Source organism: Lysinibacillus sp. NPDC056220, assembly GCF_049315265.1.
Classification (GTDB): domain Bacteria; phylum Bacillota; class Bacilli; order Bacillales_A; family Planococcaceae; genus Lysinibacillus; species Lysinibacillus pinottii.
The window spans coordinates 1-16,024 of the sequence record NZ_JBMOXD010000015.1 but is presented as its reverse complement, the minus strand read 5'-3'; the positions used below and the strand labels follow the sequence as shown (position 1 = coordinate 16,024).

At 35.6% G+C, this 16,024-nt stretch carries 18 protein-coding genes, 1 pseudogene and 2 riboswitches; of the genes and pseudogenes, 8 read left to right on the top strand and 11 right to left on the bottom strand.

The genetic code is table 11. The features are described 5' to 3' along the window. Positions 1-395: 395 nt before the first annotated feature. From ACOZBY_RS21635 to queF, 7 genes are all read right to left on the bottom strand, one after another. Positions 396-788, bottom strand: coding sequence for a RidA family protein (locus tag ACOZBY_RS21635; RefSeq protein ID WP_197224572.1), 393 nt, complete (start codon positions 786-788; stop codon positions 396-398). 733 nt (positions 789-1,521) lie between these two features. Next, positions 1,522-1,719 carry a hypothetical protein gene (locus ACOZBY_RS21630; protein WP_422762662.1) on the bottom strand — a complete coding sequence of 66 codons (198 nt, stop codon included), beginning with the start codon at positions 1,717-1,719 and terminating at the stop codon, positions 1,522-1,524. 149 nt (positions 1,720-1,868) lie between these two features. Next, a complete protein-coding gene (locus ACOZBY_RS21625) occupies positions 1,869-2,408 on the bottom strand; it encodes a VUT family protein (RefSeq protein WP_012294683.1) in 540 nt (179 codons plus the stop codon). 45 nt (positions 2,409-2,453) lie between these two features. Beyond that, positions 2,454-3,182, bottom strand: a complete 729-nt coding sequence (gene queE / locus ACOZBY_RS21620; RefSeq protein WP_036218259.1) for a 7-carboxy-7-deazaguanine synthase QueE — start codon at positions 3,180-3,182, stop codon at positions 2,454-2,456. Further along, positions 3,175-3,648 (bottom strand): 6-carboxytetrahydropterin synthase QueD, encoded by a 474-nt coding sequence (queD, locus tag ACOZBY_RS21615; protein WP_099806455.1) that lies wholly within the window; start codon positions 3,646-3,648, stop codon positions 3,175-3,177. The genes queE and queD overlap by 8 nt, the downstream gene beginning before the upstream one ends. 2 nt (positions 3,649-3,650) lie before the next feature. Further along, entirely contained in the window at positions 3,651-4,310 is a 660-nt protein-coding gene (gene queC, locus ACOZBY_RS21610) for a 7-cyano-7-deazaguanine synthase QueC (RefSeq protein ID WP_012294686.1), read from the bottom strand. A 53-nt stretch (positions 4,311-4,363) separates the two neighbouring features. Next, positions 4,364-4,407: riboswitch (PreQ1 riboswitch) on the bottom strand. Positions 4,408-4,429: 22 nt separating this feature from the next. After that, entirely contained in the window at positions 4,430-4,930 is a 501-nt protein-coding gene (gene queF / locus ACOZBY_RS21605) for a preQ(1) synthase (RefSeq protein ID WP_031418567.1), read from the bottom strand. Positions 4,931-5,052: 122 nt separating this feature from the next. Beyond that, a riboswitch (PreQ1 riboswitch) is annotated at positions 5,053-5,099 on the bottom strand. A gap of 426 nt (positions 5,100-5,525) precedes the next feature. On the opposite strand from queF, the gene ACOZBY_RS21600 reads away from it, so the two are divergent. Both ACOZBY_RS21600 and ACOZBY_RS21595 read left to right on the top strand, forming a co-directional pair. Further along, positions 5,526-7,880 (top strand): M13-type metalloendopeptidase, encoded by a 2,355-nt coding sequence (locus ACOZBY_RS21600; RefSeq protein WP_197149577.1) that lies wholly within the window; start codon positions 5,526-5,528, stop codon positions 7,878-7,880. A gap of 309 nt (positions 7,881-8,189) precedes the next feature. Then, the gene (locus ACOZBY_RS21595; RefSeq protein WP_012294689.1) at positions 8,190-8,345 is read left to right on the top strand and encodes a hypothetical protein; all 156 of its coding nucleotides are present in this window, start codon (positions 8,190-8,192) and stop codon (positions 8,343-8,345) included. A 91-nt stretch (positions 8,346-8,436) separates the two neighbouring features. On the opposite strand, the gene ACOZBY_RS21590 is transcribed toward ACOZBY_RS21595, so the two are convergent. From ACOZBY_RS21590 to ACOZBY_RS21580, 3 genes are all read right to left on the bottom strand, one after another. After that, on the bottom strand, positions 8,437-9,192 hold the full coding sequence (locus ACOZBY_RS21590) for a class I SAM-dependent methyltransferase (protein WP_012294690.1): 756 nt from the start codon (positions 9,190-9,192) through the stop codon (positions 8,437-8,439). 93 nt (positions 9,193-9,285) lie between these two features. Beyond that, positions 9,286-9,687 (bottom strand): VOC family protein, encoded by a 402-nt coding sequence (locus ACOZBY_RS21585; protein ID WP_289448950.1) that lies wholly within the window; start codon positions 9,685-9,687, stop codon positions 9,286-9,288. Positions 9,688-9,877: 190 nt separating this feature from the next. After that, entirely contained in the window at positions 9,878-10,639 is a 762-nt protein-coding gene (locus ACOZBY_RS21580; RefSeq protein ID WP_422762661.1) for a glycosyltransferase, read from the bottom strand. 1,269 nt (positions 10,640-11,908) lie between these two features. Between ACOZBY_RS21580 and ACOZBY_RS21575 the strand changes: the two genes are divergently transcribed. Continuing rightward, positions 11,909-12,229 (top strand): DUF4183 domain-containing protein, encoded by a 321-nt coding sequence (locus tag ACOZBY_RS21575; protein ID WP_232900924.1) that lies wholly within the window; start codon positions 11,909-11,911, stop codon positions 12,227-12,229. Between the two features lie 211 nt (positions 12,230-12,440). Further along, the gene (locus ACOZBY_RS21570; RefSeq protein ID WP_031418572.1) at positions 12,441-12,842 is read left to right on the top strand and encodes a hypothetical protein; all 402 of its coding nucleotides are present in this window, start codon (positions 12,441-12,443) and stop codon (positions 12,840-12,842) included. A 569-nt stretch (positions 12,843-13,411) separates the two neighbouring features. On the opposite strand, the gene ACOZBY_RS21565 is transcribed toward ACOZBY_RS21570, so the two are convergent. Further along, the gene (locus ACOZBY_RS21565; protein WP_422762660.1) at positions 13,412-13,885 is read right to left on the bottom strand and encodes a hypothetical protein; all 474 of its coding nucleotides are present in this window, start codon (positions 13,883-13,885) and stop codon (positions 13,412-13,414) included. Positions 13,886-14,029: 144 nt separating this feature from the next. On the opposite strand from ACOZBY_RS21565, the gene ACOZBY_RS21560 reads away from it, so the two are divergent. The 4 genes and pseudogenes from ACOZBY_RS21560 to ACOZBY_RS21545 all read left to right on the top strand — a co-directional run. Next, the gene (locus tag ACOZBY_RS21560) at positions 14,030-14,662 is read left to right on the top strand and encodes a hypothetical protein (protein ID WP_012294697.1); all 633 of its coding nucleotides are present in this window, start codon (positions 14,030-14,032) and stop codon (positions 14,660-14,662) included. Positions 14,663-15,102: 440 nt separating this feature from the next. Beyond that, the gene (locus tag ACOZBY_RS21555; protein ID WP_031418574.1) at positions 15,103-15,324 is read left to right on the top strand and encodes a spore coat associated protein CotJA; all 222 of its coding nucleotides are present in this window, start codon (positions 15,103-15,105) and stop codon (positions 15,322-15,324) included. After that, on the top strand, positions 15,321-15,584 hold the full coding sequence (locus tag ACOZBY_RS21550; protein WP_080695204.1) for a spore coat protein CotJB: 264 nt from the start codon (positions 15,321-15,323) through the stop codon (positions 15,582-15,584). The genes ACOZBY_RS21555 and ACOZBY_RS21550 overlap by 4 nt, the downstream gene beginning before the upstream one ends. Continuing rightward, a pseudogene (locus tag ACOZBY_RS21545) lies at positions 15,585-15,710 on the top strand (manganese catalase family protein); the annotation flags it as partial. It abuts the gene before it with no gap. Positions 15,711-16,024 lie beyond the last annotated feature (314 nt).

Below are 16,024 nucleotides of genomic sequence, written 5' to 3'. Positions count from 1 at the left end.
GATTATGCATCAAGGACTCCTCCATGCAGACCATTTATTTATCGATTCCACGCATGTTAAAGAAACTAGCTACTTGGACATGGCAGACAGCTTAAGAGAGCATCTATGCTCGAAGAGGATGTTAGATACAGCAATGATATACCAAATATTGAATATGAAAGAGAAAGAAAAATGACAAAAGCCATCGAGAATGAACTTCTCGACGGCTTTTGTCTACAGTCTGAAACGACAATATTCAAAGGATATATTCGTTTTTAAATTTTACAATGAAATAAAGTTAAGCAAGCAATCTTCACGGTGGATGGTCTGTTTTCGGTGGCGGAATAGCCCTTCCTTCCAACTGTCTTCGTAAAATGAACTTTTAAGGGTATAAACGATAATGACAAATCATCAAATCATTTAGCAGCCCAAATATCAAGCTCTATTTTAATCTCTGGCAAACCTAGTGCTGATACATAGGCTATGGTCATTGATGGATAGGAATCGCCAAACATACCTTGCCATTGCTCGTCGAAATTATCCCAATCTATTTCCTCTGTAGCCCAAATATTGACCTTTACAATGTGAGAGGCATCAATTCCCTCTGAAGCTAAAATCGTTTCAATATGATAAAAGGTATTTGTTATTTGTTCCTCTAATGTCTGTGGTAATTGATCATCTTGGTCCAAACCAATTTGACCAGAAAAAACATACATTGTTGCATCTTTTGGAATAATTGTGACATGACTATATTTCCCTACAGGCTTTGGTGCCTGTATTGGGTTTTTACGCACTAGTTTTGATTTCATGTTGAATCTCCTTTAGGTTCTTTTTTTCTAAAAAAGTGCAGACTTATCCCTTGTTCAACTATTCTAGAAAAAAACAGCAGTGGAGAATCCAATGCCCATGCTTAAAAAACGGATAGATCTTTTTTTCATAAGCTTTCTCCCCTTTACCTAAAGTTATTGCCATATTACCATTTCTATCCCTCTTTTTCAATTTATAACTGAAATTATTAAGAATTTTCTTTTTAAGACTCTGAGGCAATTAACTATTTAAACATAGCGAATCTAACATATACTTAATAGTGTAAAGCTAAATTAGCCTTACACCTCCGAAATTGTTACTAGGGTTACTCCATCCCAAGTGGCCCTTCCTTTTTTCACAATTAAAACTAGGTACTCTCTTTGTGGAGTACCTAGTTTTTTTGTTAGTATGCGTGTTCATTCACAGAATACCATATCATCCTCTACAATTTTTCAACAAACTTCCAATAGGTGCCGTAAGCATAAACCATGATTGAAGTGCGCTTATATGTACTGGCATGATATTCTTTTCTTTTTACATCAAGTAAGGTATACAATTTACAAAATAAGTAAATGATATGTTTTGTAAGGGGGGAATCGCTATGAACACTAATGTGACTAAACCCTAAACCCTTTATTCCATCCCCAAGTTCATAGCGATTACCGTTCTAAAAAATTCAGGTCTCATTCGAGTACCTGTTTTTTTTCATCGTTTTTTATAGTTTTTAGGGCATTATCATTTACTACGTGTCGGATGTCCATTGATATAATTTATACTGTCTTTCATTTCTTCTAATAATTTTGTTTGTCTTTTTAGTTGCCCAATCGTACTAATAGCAAACCAAATTATAAAAATAATCGGAATTATGTAAAACAACAGTCCTACTATCGAAAATAAACTAAATATAATATCTCCATTATTATAATTATTCAAATCCTAAACCTCCTGTCTTTAAACAAGATTGTAGCATACTAGATTTCAATTTGGTATTAAAATGGAAAATGTCAATGTGTTATAACGATTATTCTTTGCAGGCTACTCACTTTTCCCACAGAAAACGAGTAGCCCTCTTCTACAAAGAATTAACCTGAAATAAGACGTTTTTCTTTTAATGATCCCACTTGACCAAGAATTAGGGCTCCGAACATTTGTATAATCGTCTTCACTATAATTTGTCCTACAATAGCGGCAGGTACTGCTTCCCAAGGCAATATATTAGCTCCAAGTGGACTCAATCCAATGACTACAAAGATTGCAGAATCCAAAAACCCTCCCACGATTCCACTGTAAAGCACTCGCCAAGCCATTGGTAATTTCAGTCGACTATAGATTTCTGTATCAGCTGTTTCAGCCACAACAAATGAGACAGCCGATGCTACCACAATTAAAAGTGTATCCCCGAGTATGAATGACACTACTGCTGATAAAATTAAAGCTGTAACGATAAAGAAATATGTCTTTGTTCTACCATATTTATTTTGCACAAGGTCCCTGAAAATAAAGGTCGCCCCTATTAAAAGCGTCCCCATTGGAACAATAAACATCCCAAACTGTAATGGCGCAAATGCTGCTGTTACCACATTAGCGATGATAATCGATAATAAATAAAATAAAATTCTCATTCTGGTACTCCTCTAATACATTTCTAGACATTTCGTAATGGCACACTATACACCTCTTTTATTTCCCCATACAAGAGTGTGCAACTGTGGCAATACTTTAACATCCTTTAATTCCTCATCTTTCAACACGCTATCAATCAGTGCATGATATTTATCTAGTAAATTTTTCATTAATCGCGAATTGTCATTCGTTGTGAGATCATCATTGCCGACTTGAAGATAAAAGGGGATAGTTGGAAATTGATGGTGAATTTGTTTAGCAAAATCGTAATCCTCTTGAGTAAAAACGACTATTTTTAGAGAAATATGGTGATGACTATTTTGCAATCTAAGTTTTCCAAAAATATCTACCAACACTGAATACTCTGTTGTCATACCTGAACTAGGCGCCTTGGGAGAAATGGTCAATTCATCAATGTCGTACATCCAGTTCTGCCACCTACTTCCTTGTGTTTCCACCGCAACCTTTATGTTGTTTTCTTTTAAAATGGCAATAAGCGTCTCTAAATTAGCATAAAGTGCAGGATTGCCGCCTGAAATCGTAACATATGAAAAGCCATTACCCCCAAGACGCTTCAACTCTGCCCAAATCTCTTCCGCTGTCATTTGAACAATAAGATGCTTTCCGCTACCGTCCCACGTAAACGACGAATCACACCACGAACAAGAATAATCACAGCCAGCCGTTCTTACAAACATGGTCTTTTGGCCCACTACCATTCCCTCGCCTTGAATTGTCGGTCCAAATATCTCGATAACAGGTATCTTACTCAACTTCCATCCACTCCCGTCTCGCTTCTGCATAGCTTGTTGGAGTTTCATATAGTCTGATAAATTCTACACGCGCACCATTATTTCTTTGCTCATCACGCAAGGCCACTACCATGTTATCGTAAATCCAAACAACTATATTTTCTGCTGTAGTATTCATAGGTGGGAGCGTTTCGTTTAAATAACGGTGATCCAGATGAATCTCAATTTTTTGTTTCCATATTCTTTTGATATCACCAAAATCAATCATCAAGCCGCGTTCATCTGTATATCCACTAAGTCCCAATACAACACGATAAGTATGGCCATGTAGGTTTTTACATTTGCCCTCATAATGATGTAAATGATGAGCAGCATCGAAGGTAAATTCTTTGCTTACGAGCACACGCTTAGCATGATAGTTCAATTGATTACTTTGGATATCTACCCCTATTTTTTGGAGCTTATCGACGATTTTAAAATCTGACATGCTTAAAACTCCTTCCTATAGCTTAGATACTCATCAAGCCCTTTTTTTCGCAGTTTACATGCGGGGCATTCCCCACAACCATCTGCGATTACTCCGTTATAGCAAGTCAATGTTCTTTCCCGAACAAATTCTAGAGCTCCAAACTGATCGGCAAGCTCCCATGTCTGCGCTTTATTGAGCCACATTAACGGTGTATCAATCACAAAGGAATTATCCATCGATAAATTTAACGTTACATTCAAGGACTTAATAAAAACATCTCGGCAATCCGGATATCCACTGAAATCTGTTTCACATACACCAGTTACAATATGCTTGGCTCCTATTTGACTTGCTAAAACACCAGCGAATGAAAGAAAAAGAAGGTTTCGTCCAGGTACAAATGTCGATGGAAGCTCACCATTTTGACCGTCTTCCACTTTAATGTCTTGTCGTGTCAATGCATTCGGAGCAAGCTGATTTAAGAGGGTCATATCAAGTATGTGATGCTTAATACCAAGCTCCTCTGCTATCTGTTCCGCACATTCAATTTCAAGGCGATGTCTTTGTCCATAATTAAAAGTCACGGCCTCAATCTCTGCAAAACGTTCTTTTGCCCAAAACAGACAAGTTGTACTATCCTGACCTCCACTAAATACAACAATTGCTTTCTCCTGCTTCATCTATAAAAACTCCCTTTGATGGAAAAAACAGCACGCTAAGAAAAGGTGCTGCTTTCTCCTTAGTTTTTTTAAGAGGGTAGCTAAAAACCTCTTTTTTGATTGGACTAACTAATTTCTCGTTATCGATTATCAATTTTTTCTGGATAAAGGTCATGGTTCATTAAACGGTAATTTGCGATTTCTTCATATTTAGTCTCTGGCTTCCCATAGTTACACCACGGATCGATTGAAATCCCCCCACGTGGCGTAAACTTCCCCCAAACCTCGATATATCGAGGGTCAAGCAATGTAATTAAGTCATTCATAATGATGTTAACGCAATCTTCATGGAAATCACCGTGATTTCTAAAACTGAATAAATACAACTTTAGTGATTTACTCTCTACAATTTTTTTGTCTGGAATATACGAGATGTACATCGTTGCAAAATCAGGTTGATTGGTAAGCGGGCATAAACTAGTGAACTCTGGACAATTAAACTTAACGAAATAATCGCGATTGGAATGAAGATTATCTACTGCCTCCAATACCTCAGGTGCATATTCAAATGAATAGTTCGTTCCTTGATTACCTAATAATGTTAAATCCTTTAGTCCTTCTTCATGACTTCGACCAGACATAAAAAAACCTCCTTGTAAAATGTTTCCCAACACTTTCAAGAGAGGCTTTACCAATTCATCTATTAAAACATACGTCTAAACATAAAAAAGCCACGTCCGATATGGACATGGCAAATTGTCATGTTTCCATAGTTTTTTATAGAGGGTATCAGCTATGAACCTCTCCCGATCAAGTTCGGGCATTCTTTTCCTCCATATAATACGAAAAATAGTACGAAACGTCAAATAGATTTTTTCATACAAAATCCCAGAATTGCTTCTTCTGAAATTACACTGTCATTCTAGGCTATATTTTAGCAGCTCATAAAATCTTAGCTGGGCATAGTTTCATTACTATTCGTAAAAAATAAAACCTGAGTGTAGTATTACTTAAATCCTATAATCCACTCTAAAGTAATACTATTATAGTCGGTTAGAAGTGACCTTTCTCAGCTCTATTAGCGCAAAATTAGCTAGATAATGCTCCCTTAAAATGAAAAAGCTCCTAACATATTTTCAAACTGAAATAAATCAACTACAATGGACAAATGGTAGAAATTCTAAAATCTACCCAATTACCTTAATTTATACAAATTTACTGTGAAGGAGCACGAACATGAAAAAGAAGTTTTTATCCTTACTCATGACCGTCATAATGGTCCTGTCCGTAAGTGTAGCGGTGTATGCTGATGAAAAGTCACCACCTGCGACAAGAGGAGAAATTGTTAAAACCTTGTTGATAGCTGCAGATACCTATCAACCAGGACTAAATAAGGAGGCAATTATACAAGGCTCTAAAAACAAAGATTTACGAGAAAATGAGCCAGCGAAGAAAGTTGAAGCTTTAGTTATGTTGAGCAGAGCATTCGGCGAATTGCCAAAGCCTGTTGGAAATGATCTTCGCAGTGGCACATTTGGAGTTGAGTATACTGATGTACCTACATGGGCTAAGAAAGATATCGATAAACTGACTAAAGCAGGCATACTGACAGGCAACCCTGACGGTACATTAGGAGCAAATGAAGAAATTACTATCGATGAATTCCAAAACCTGATTGCCAGAATATGGACACTTAAAGGTTCCCATTTAAACGATGATTTTTATGAAGCCATCAATAAGGAATGGTTAAATAAATCGACTATTCCAGTCGGAGAAATCATGGGCGGCGGATTTTCTGAGCTTCAAAAACAGAATACTGATAAAATCGAAAAGATAATAGATGAGCTCTCTGGCAAACAATTTGCAAAAGGATCAAAAGAGCAGAAAATTGCCGATTTCTATTCGACAGCATTGGATACAAACAATAGAAATAAACAAGGAATTGAGCCCATTCAAACATATGTAAAAGCAATTGATGAAGCTAAAACTCTTGCTGAACTTGTGCAAGCAGATCTTCATTTGGAGAAAGAATTAGGTATAAGCTCACTATTCAGCTTTGCCATTATGAACGATGCAAAGAATAGCAGTGAAAATGCTTTGTATTACACTGGGTTAGCTACTGGTTTGGATAAGAACAGTTTTGTAACTGAAGACTCTAACGCGAAAAAAGCCTATATTCAGTATATGACCAGACTATTAGTACTATCGGGCGAAAAAGAATCTACGGCAATTGCTCTAGCAGAGAAAATTTATGAAATGGAAAAAAGCTTAGCTTCCGTATCACTTGACCCTCATGAACAAGGCGACGTTAAGAAATACTATAACCCTTATACAATCGAGCAATTTAACAGCATGTTCAAAACAGTAGATATGAAACAAGTTTTAAATTCGATGAAAGTTGACAGTGTTGATAAAGTCATCGTATTTGATGTGAAGCTGGCGCAAAAAGGCGCGGAGCTCTTGAATGAAAAGAACCTTAATGTGCTGAAAGCTTACTCTAAATTGCAGCTCCTTATGGCAACTGGCGGTCTGTTGTCAGATGAATTCGGAGATGCTGCTAATGAGTTTTCTGCAACGTTATATGGAGTTTCAGGCGTAAAAACAGATAAGGAAATCGCAATAGCTAAGACAACTAGCACAATGAGCGGATACTTGGAGCAACTGTTCGCCGAAGAACATTTTTCACCAAAAGCTAAAAAAGATGTTGAACAAATGGTAGATAAATTAATTGCTACGTATGAGGAAAGAATCAAATCCCTTGATTGGATGTCAGAAACAACAAAAGCTAAAGCAATTAAAAAGCTGGATACAATGATTGTTAAAATCGGTTACCCAGATAAGTGGGATACGACATTAGATAAAGTAACTATCAAGACATATGACGAAGGTGGTTCGCTATTTTCTAATACCTTCACAGTAACCAAAGCATACATTGATAACACAAAAGCTAAGCTAGGAAAACCAGTAGATAGAACGGCATGGGTAACGAGTGTCTATACCGTTAATGCTTTTTACAATCCTCTTAATAACGAAATTACGTTCCCTGCTGGTATTCTTCAAGCGCCTTTTTATGATATTAACGCTAAACCTGAAGAAAATTATGGTGCCATTGGCATGATTATTGGTCATGAAATCAGCCATGCATTTGATAACAATGGATCTGCATACGACGAAAATGGAAATGCAAATAACTGGTGGACAGAAGAAGACTTTAAGAAATTCGAAGAGAAAAACCAAAAGCTGATTGAGTTTTATAATGCCATTGAGATTATTCCTGGTGTTTTGAATGACGGTCAGCTTACATTAAGCGAGAATGGCGCTGATTTAGGTGGAATGGCGGCTTCACTGCAGGTTGTCTCTCAAATGAGTAAACCAGATTTTAAAGCATATTTCGAAAGTAATGCAAAAATGTGGAAATCCACAACAACAAAAGAATTTGCAGCAATTTTGAGCAAAAATGATGTACATTCATCCAATAAAGTTCGGGTAAACCGCACGATTGTAAACTTCCAGGAATTCTATGACACCTATGGAATTAAGCCTGGAGATGGCATGTATGTAGCTCCGAAAGATCGAGTTTCCATCTGGTAAACAGCTAATTCAATAGCTCTTACATCCCTATAAAAAAGTTAAGTGACTGTCTAGAGAAAGAGTATGGCGCTTTACTAAGATTGTTGCTGTTAAAACAAAAAGGCAGATTTAATCTATACATTTAGATTAAATTCTGTCTTTTGTTTCAATATTTCATGCATTAAATTTATCCATATTAGCAACCTTATCATTTTGGCTTACCTACTAAAACAAACGAGTAAAAGTTTCTCTAAATATTACCTATCATCACTTCATGTACTTTAAGGGGATAAAAAAACATCTTTCACCCACACTAATGGTGGAGGTGAGATGATGATGGGTAATAATAAACATAAAAATAATAAAACGCAAGACAACAAAAAACAACAGAATCAAAATCAAAATGCTAACAGAGAGCGTAAAAACAGAGAAGAGTTCGCAGAGGAAATAGATTTCAGTCAAATTATAAATGAAAAGAATAAATAATTAATGTGGAACGTAGCCCCAATATCCTTTTAAAAAGCTGTATATTGGGGCTTTTTGTATTTCCTTAAACGAACCCCCTTCTATTGGCTATTTATACATTACCTAGATAGCTTCGTGTTATATTCTGAAGAACAATTTGTCCATTCTTACTGTATTTTTCGAATAACCCCGACAGGAGAAAAATGAAATTTTCATATTCGTCGTCGTGTTTTTTTGGAGCATACGAAGCTGATAAATTCCTTCCCAAGAAATCCTCATAATTAAAAATCAAATCATTTTGATACTTTATAAGCTCATACTTTCCATCCTTAAAAAAGCTGTTAAAAATTGCTGGAGTATCTTCCATTCCACCGCTAAATCCTTTGAAATTCGAACAGGTCTTTTGGCAAATTGCTGCATTCTCTTGAATAATTGGACTAGTTAAATCTCTACTATTCCACACAAGAGCAACATTTGCATTTTGTTTTAATATCCGTTGACATTCCATTTTAAAAGCTTTTTTATCAAACCAATGAAATGCCTGTGCCACAGTTACTAAATCAATACTATTGCCTTTTAATGTGGTATGTTCAGCAGTTCCTTTTATTGATTTAAAACGAGAATGGAAGCTTAAAGACTCCTCAGCCATCTTTCTCATGTCGTCATTTGGCTCCACACCAATAACATTCATCCCTTTTTCAAGTAACTGACGGCTCAATATCCCCGTACCTGAACCAATATCTGCCACCGTCTGTTCTCCTTTAAGTTGGTTTGCTGAAAACAAATAATCAATATATTCATTAGGGTAACTAGGGCGATATTTCGCATATATTTCGGCCTTGTCCGTAAAATTTTCAGTTGTTTTCACTGTACACCCTTCCTCCCCACACTATTTTCTTTAATGTTTTGATAAGGAGATAAGGATCATACCTTATCAAAATTCATTATCACTCACAATTTATTAGCCCTCCGAAGCTTCAACACTTTTACAGACCATTAATACATTTCCTTCTAAATCTTTGAACACAAAATAAAAATCATCCTGTATTTCTGTTAAAAGTTCAACATGATTGTCTTTCATAAATTGATAAGAAGCTTGGATATCGTCCGTCACAAACTGAATGGATGGAACTTGGTAGGTGGCAATATCTCCATCCTCTTTTCTCCACATTGGCATAGCATCTAAAATTAACCCAGCCGTTCCTTCCATGGGTGCCACGAATAAATGCCCAAAATGTTCTTCTCCCCCCTCCAAACCAAATATTTTCCTGTACCATTCTATTGCCTTCTCTAAGTTACGAACTGGAACAAACACAGCACCCACTCTGTTTTTAATTGGGGTATTATTGTTAGAAATAATCATTCATACACTCTCCTTCCAATCAAGCATTCCATATACTTTAGAATTCTACCTCACCCTACTATTCACCTTTATTAGTTATCTATTACAACATCACTATCACAGCAAAAAAAAAGCGTTAATCGATGGAGGATTAACGTCACAAATGTTTCTTTATTTTTATCTCTCATTTTAACCTCTAGCTTAAGATCATTCATCTATCCTGATTTTCATAATAAGCTTCATCCGCATATTTTCGGTCTGTTCCTTTTAGGTAGGCTAGGATGATTGTCGGACGCTTAAGTAAAATCCAATCCCCATTTTTATCAAATTTTCTACTTGATGTGATCATTCCATTTTGAATTGTCCCATATTTTTTCCCGTTCTTTTTTCCCCACATTTTTAATCGTTTAGCAAAATCTGCATCTTCTGCCATAAGCATTTCTTCATTAAAACCATTAATCGATTTAAAATCCTTTTTATTACACCAAAAGATTCCCACAGATATGGCTCCATATTTAAAGAATAATGGACCAATCAATAACATAGCTGAAACAAAAATTCCTAAAGACATTCTCTCAAACTTCCCTGTAACTCCACCGCCAATGTATTTTCCAGAGCTTAAATACTCCTCTACCTTTAACAACACATGGTCATTCATCCGTGTATCTGCATCAATCGTTACGATGATTTCACCTCTTGCTATTTCAACACCAGCATTCCTTATCTTAGAGAGGTTCTTGTCGTTATTCTCTAATACGATACAATTGTACGATTTTGCAATATCCTCCGTTCTGTCTGTACATCGATTTAATACAACAATGATTTCCACTTGATGTTCAAATGGCTTGGAAGCTTTTAATATGGATTCTATGCATTTTCCAATGTACTGTTCTTCGTTATGCGCGGGTATTACAACTGAAAATTTTATTTCCTCTTTATTTTTTTCCTTTAAAACGTTCTCCTTCTCATTCATGTAAAATCTCCCCTTTAACTAACAGTAACTTACACAAGAGTGAGTAATATGGAAATGAAATCAAAGTGGCACTACCTATTCACTTTATTTCCAAACCTACCCATTAATTATTATCTCATTGAATTAATGGTCTCAGCTAGTTAGAATTTGAATTTTTTTCTAATTATTATGTATTGTAGAAATAAAAAAATTAGAAGTCTTTATCAACATAAGTTTTTCCTTTTCCCACATTTCAGAACGCCTAAATTTCCTTTCGTCACCTTCTAGAACATTATGTGAATAAGCTTCTGAGTTCAAATTTACAACAAACTGCAAAACCAAAAGGCATAAACCCCTTGAAGTGATGCTGTTGCGTTTTTAATCAAGAGGAAATGATGAGATGAAAAGATTCGTGTAGAATATCAGCTACACAAGCTTGAAGTGCGTGCCAACACATCCCTTGAACTTGAACACCTGCAAGCTTGCTTTCTCAAGAGAGCTGATTGGGATCAAAGCCCATTCAAAATCTATTTTTTGCCATCAAAGAGTACGAATTATTCAAAAGAAATGGGCCATTAAATAGAATAGTATGCTACGGGAGAATGAGAACGTGGTGAATTGAGCAAATGTAAAGTTCACTGCTCCTGTAGAAAGTGCGGTTATAAGCAGATCACACGTTAACAACAGATAAATAGACAGGAAATAGACGATCATGACTATTTCCTCTTTGTCGATATGATTTCATTCCCCCATGATGATGCATTATATTTCCCTTGTGAAAAGCTATCTAGCTAGGAAATAAAAAAATAATTTCCCGGGTAAGCGCAAGAAATGACAAGTTTAGTCTCCTCTTTTAACACTAGACGACTGATTTCATCATAATCCTTGACTTACTCAAGCATCTGAGTAGTATTCTTACCCTCATCATATTGCCTTTCAATAATAGTCGATAGGAAATTTCCAAAAGAATGTTGTATCTATCGGCCGGCCATTTTTGTCTTGCCTCGCGCGTGTTTATGCAGTGTTCGGCCATCGACTGCCTCCCATTTCCCATTTTTTTCTAATCCTATATTCAATTTTTTTAATAGACACATTACCAATCATCTTCCATATTCGATTCATATACTATTAATGAAAATAAGATAAGATGTATTTTTTTTAAAACTTACATGTTTCACTGTGAAAATAATCAACTTTTTTCACCCGTATAACTCTCGTAAATCTCATTGGATAGGTAAATGAATTTGAAGTTTTTCAGTAAATATTATTGTTTTGGAAGGAGGTGAAAAAATGGCACTTTCAATTATAAATATTCATGTAAATGTTACAGGAACTTCGACTAAATTCTTTAATATTTTAGCAGCCAATTTAACTGTCACAGATGGCACAACTATTGCTGCAACTGCCTTTTTAAACGATAGTGGAAATGCCGCTACTGCTTTCCCAGTAGTAACTAATGGCTACTATAATTTCTATATTAATGGCGTATTACAAGAAGGCGGCTCCTATACAGTTTCTGCGACAGAATTAACATTTAATGGCGTTTCAGGCACGCTTACTGCAGGTACACCTTTAGTAATCGAAGCAGTAGAATTAGTTACACAAACGTAATTCACATTCCTTTTGTTCGAGGGTCACTACATCCCAAGTGACCCTTCAAATACTTCAAGGCATTGCCACTACAGCAAAATATTAATTTTCTTATGCACTTTAATAACTGATTTAAAAAAGTAATAAACTAATAAAAAGTTCATAGAATAGCATTGCATCATTCATAAATAATTAGGATGGGTAAGAAACTATTTAACGAAGGAGAATGTTTATGAGCATTGAAATTATTAAACTCGCACCAACATTATTACATGTATTTAAAGCTGGAGAGTCGATTCCTAAAAAAGAAAAGCGCGTTATTTATGGACAAGCTACATCAGATGCAAATGGTATCGCTACTTTTTATTTCACAGACAATGCAATAGCGAGTGGCAATCCTTTGTTAACAACTATTGATTTCGCAGTATCAAGCGTATACTCTACAAATACAACCATTAATTTAAGACCTCGGGTACAAATGAGAGAGAAGAATATTGCCGCAAAATATGTTTCTGCAAATGTGACAAATATTAGCGGTGTAACAGTATTAGGCATTAATGTATTAGGGTCAGAAAATCCAGTAAGTGGTGTTGTTGTAGATTTCATGGTTCTAGGCAGCTTTGATCAATCCTAATGCATCTACTAAATGATGTAATAAAAAAGATGTCTAGAAAGGAGAGCCTTTTTGAACATCTTTTTCTTATTGCAAAGGAATATTCAGTTCAATATTTTCCCCCATGGGATTGGCATCATAATTCAAATAAGTTTTTGCTTTTCCATTATATTCTTCAAATTGTGTTCTCTCCACTACGTATTACTCATCTCGTGAAATCGAAATACCTTTGTGTATTGCGTGCCTTTCTAATTCAAATTTTATCCTTTCCACCTCCTTCCTCCATTAGATGGAGTAATTCTTCATTCCGTTCAAAAATTTAATTATCACCAATAGAACAAAACCAGCAAAACACAATATATCTGTGTCTTACTGGTTTTGTAGAAGCCCACCTTTTACCGTGAGATGGGGAAACTCCAAGTTCCGTGCATCAGCAAAGGCATGTTACGTTTGTTTCACTTATCTATAACAATTCGTACATTTCTATGTATTCATTACCTCTTTCTGTGTAGAAATATACAGGGTATTTCTGTTGGAGGAATAATCTTTTTGGTACCTGAACTCAACATAAAATGTTTTTTGAATATGGTTTACTGCGTATACACTCCGATGAATCCATCATCGTTCCCGTTATTAACGAGTTTGATTTCATTATATGGATTCTTCTTAAAACTCTCTAACAGAAATAGCGTTTTTTTATTTGTATTACTTCCTTCTGTCGTTGTATAGGTAAGAGTTAAAATTTTCTTTTCCTTATCAAATTTAAACGAGTAATCAGAGTAATTCCTAGTAGTTGAATTTATCAAAATATATGTTTTATGCTTATTCTTGTCGTAAGCATAAATTCCATCCTTTAAATCATCTCCAAATGTGTTAAGAACCCTTTTACTTTCTTCATGATTAATATCCAGTTCTAGTACTCTTACATTTTCCAATTTTGTATTTTCGGAAATTACCATTTCAGGATTGCTCACTTCTTCGTAGTTAACATTTACTCCATAGCTACAAGCCGTTTGCATCAACAATAATCCGAGTAAAGCACAAAATGTTAACCTCTTTTTCACGACTCTTATTCCACCTTCTCTTAAAATTTAATAACATTGGTTAATACTTACATATTATACAATAAGCAAACCTTCTATATACAAATATTGCCACCTAGTATATAATGGAAATTGAATTACAAATATAGGGGAGGTTGTTAAAAGATGACAGCAATAACTGGAAATAAGTTACTTAGTTCGTTACTCTTTAGCTTTGTGTTATTTTTAGTGTTTAGTTGCAGTAGCCTTTTAGTCCATGCAGCCGAGAGTGATTCAGAATTACTACCCTTTGAGGAATTAGAATTAGTGACAGATAATAGGTATAGCATAACAACAGAAGACGGCGGCATGATTCTGTTTGAATCAGAAGCAGACTATCAATCCTATCTGAATAACAGCAAACAACTATTATGTGCTACATGTAATCAAACAACTCAGACTACACTTGAAAAATATACTGTTTCACGGGCATTTATTGGTTACCACCCTGCTACACCAGGTTGGGATAAAGTGAAAAGTGTATCCATTGCTGGTGGCATCACTTGGAGTATAAACGGCTCCTTTGCACAAGGTTCATCGACGTTCGGTATTTCATTTTCACATAGCTTTACTTCTACAAGGACTTATGAATCGCAATACCCTAATAAATATGTCCGAGTTGGTGTTAGAAAAGACGTTATTTACCACAAAGTAAAAAATGTAGTGAAAAACCCTATGGGTACAATCATCAACACGTATATAACTGAAACTGCAACTCCAATTGGTGATACGTATACTGAATTAATGTATAAAAATTAAGTAGCTATTTAGCAGTACAAGCTATGAATATCCTGCTACGAAAACCCAACTACAATCTGTTTGTAGTTGGGTTTTTAATGACTTCGTAAAATAAAAGCAACTCAAGCATACTCATTTTAATTAAAATAGAATAATTATTGTCCATTGTGGCGCACAATCATAAGAGAATTGAGCATTAAAGTAATTCTAGAGGATATTGTTAAATCAATGTTTGTAAAAGTAAATCAAGTGGGGGTGTACGACCGTTATTGAAGTTTGTACCCCAGATTATCGGTTAGCATAATAAGTATTATATGGCAGGTGTTTGAAAATCTCTACTTAATTTAAAATTGTTTAATGGTTTAGGACTTTCTTTTGAAATATCTTTATTTCTTCAGAATAATACTTATCGCCTCCCCATATATTGCACTGATGCAAATGATTATAGAAGGGAGGATATCATGTCTTCACAATATAAGTATTGGAAACCTTATATCGGCCCATTCGATCCATGTCCACCTATAAAAGTTAAAGTTTATGCTACACCCCCACAATTATATATGGGCTTTCAACCACCCGGATTACCTCAATTCCCAACCCCTCAAGAAGCACTTCTAGCCGGAACTTTATGGCCTCAATTGTTTAGTCCCTACCCACCACCAAAAAGGAGGGATGAAAAGTGAGTAAAAAGATGCCACCCGAATTTTATACCCTACTTGAAGAAATACAAGCGATCGATTTTGTCATTGTTGAATTAAACTTATATCTGGATACTCATCCCGATGACTATGATGCCATTCAGCAATTTAATGAAAACACTGAAAAAAGTATGAAACTTAAAGTCAAATTTGAGCAAAAATTTGGTCCATTAATGAATTTTGGAAGAAGTTATTCTGATTATCCTTTCAATTGGGTTGATACACCTTGGCCATGGCAAGTATAAATTCTGAGTCCGGGAGGAATAATTTTTGCGGTTAAGGTTAGTACATGTAATCCCATGCTCGCAAAGCATTTAACGGAGCAATATGGTGATGCTGATGGGGAATTAGCTGCAGCTCTAGAAATTTTAAAGGATGACAGAAATCAAAAGAAAATTTTCTAAAAATGTAGTAGACCACTTTTCTAGGTAGTCTCAGACTGTAGACAAACTCAAAAAATTTGAGAGTTTGCCTACAGTCTTCTTTTTTCTTTTACAATGAAATAAAGTAAAGCCGTTGTTTCCACTACGGGCGGACGCTTTCCGCGGGCGGGGTCGAGCTGCTTCCCTCGCTTCGCTCAGTCCAGGATATCGACTTTCCCGCTTTTCCCGCAGGAGTCGCCGCCCTTCGTTCCCATCAACTTCTACATAAAGTACTCCATCTACATAGGGTGTTGAAAAGTAAA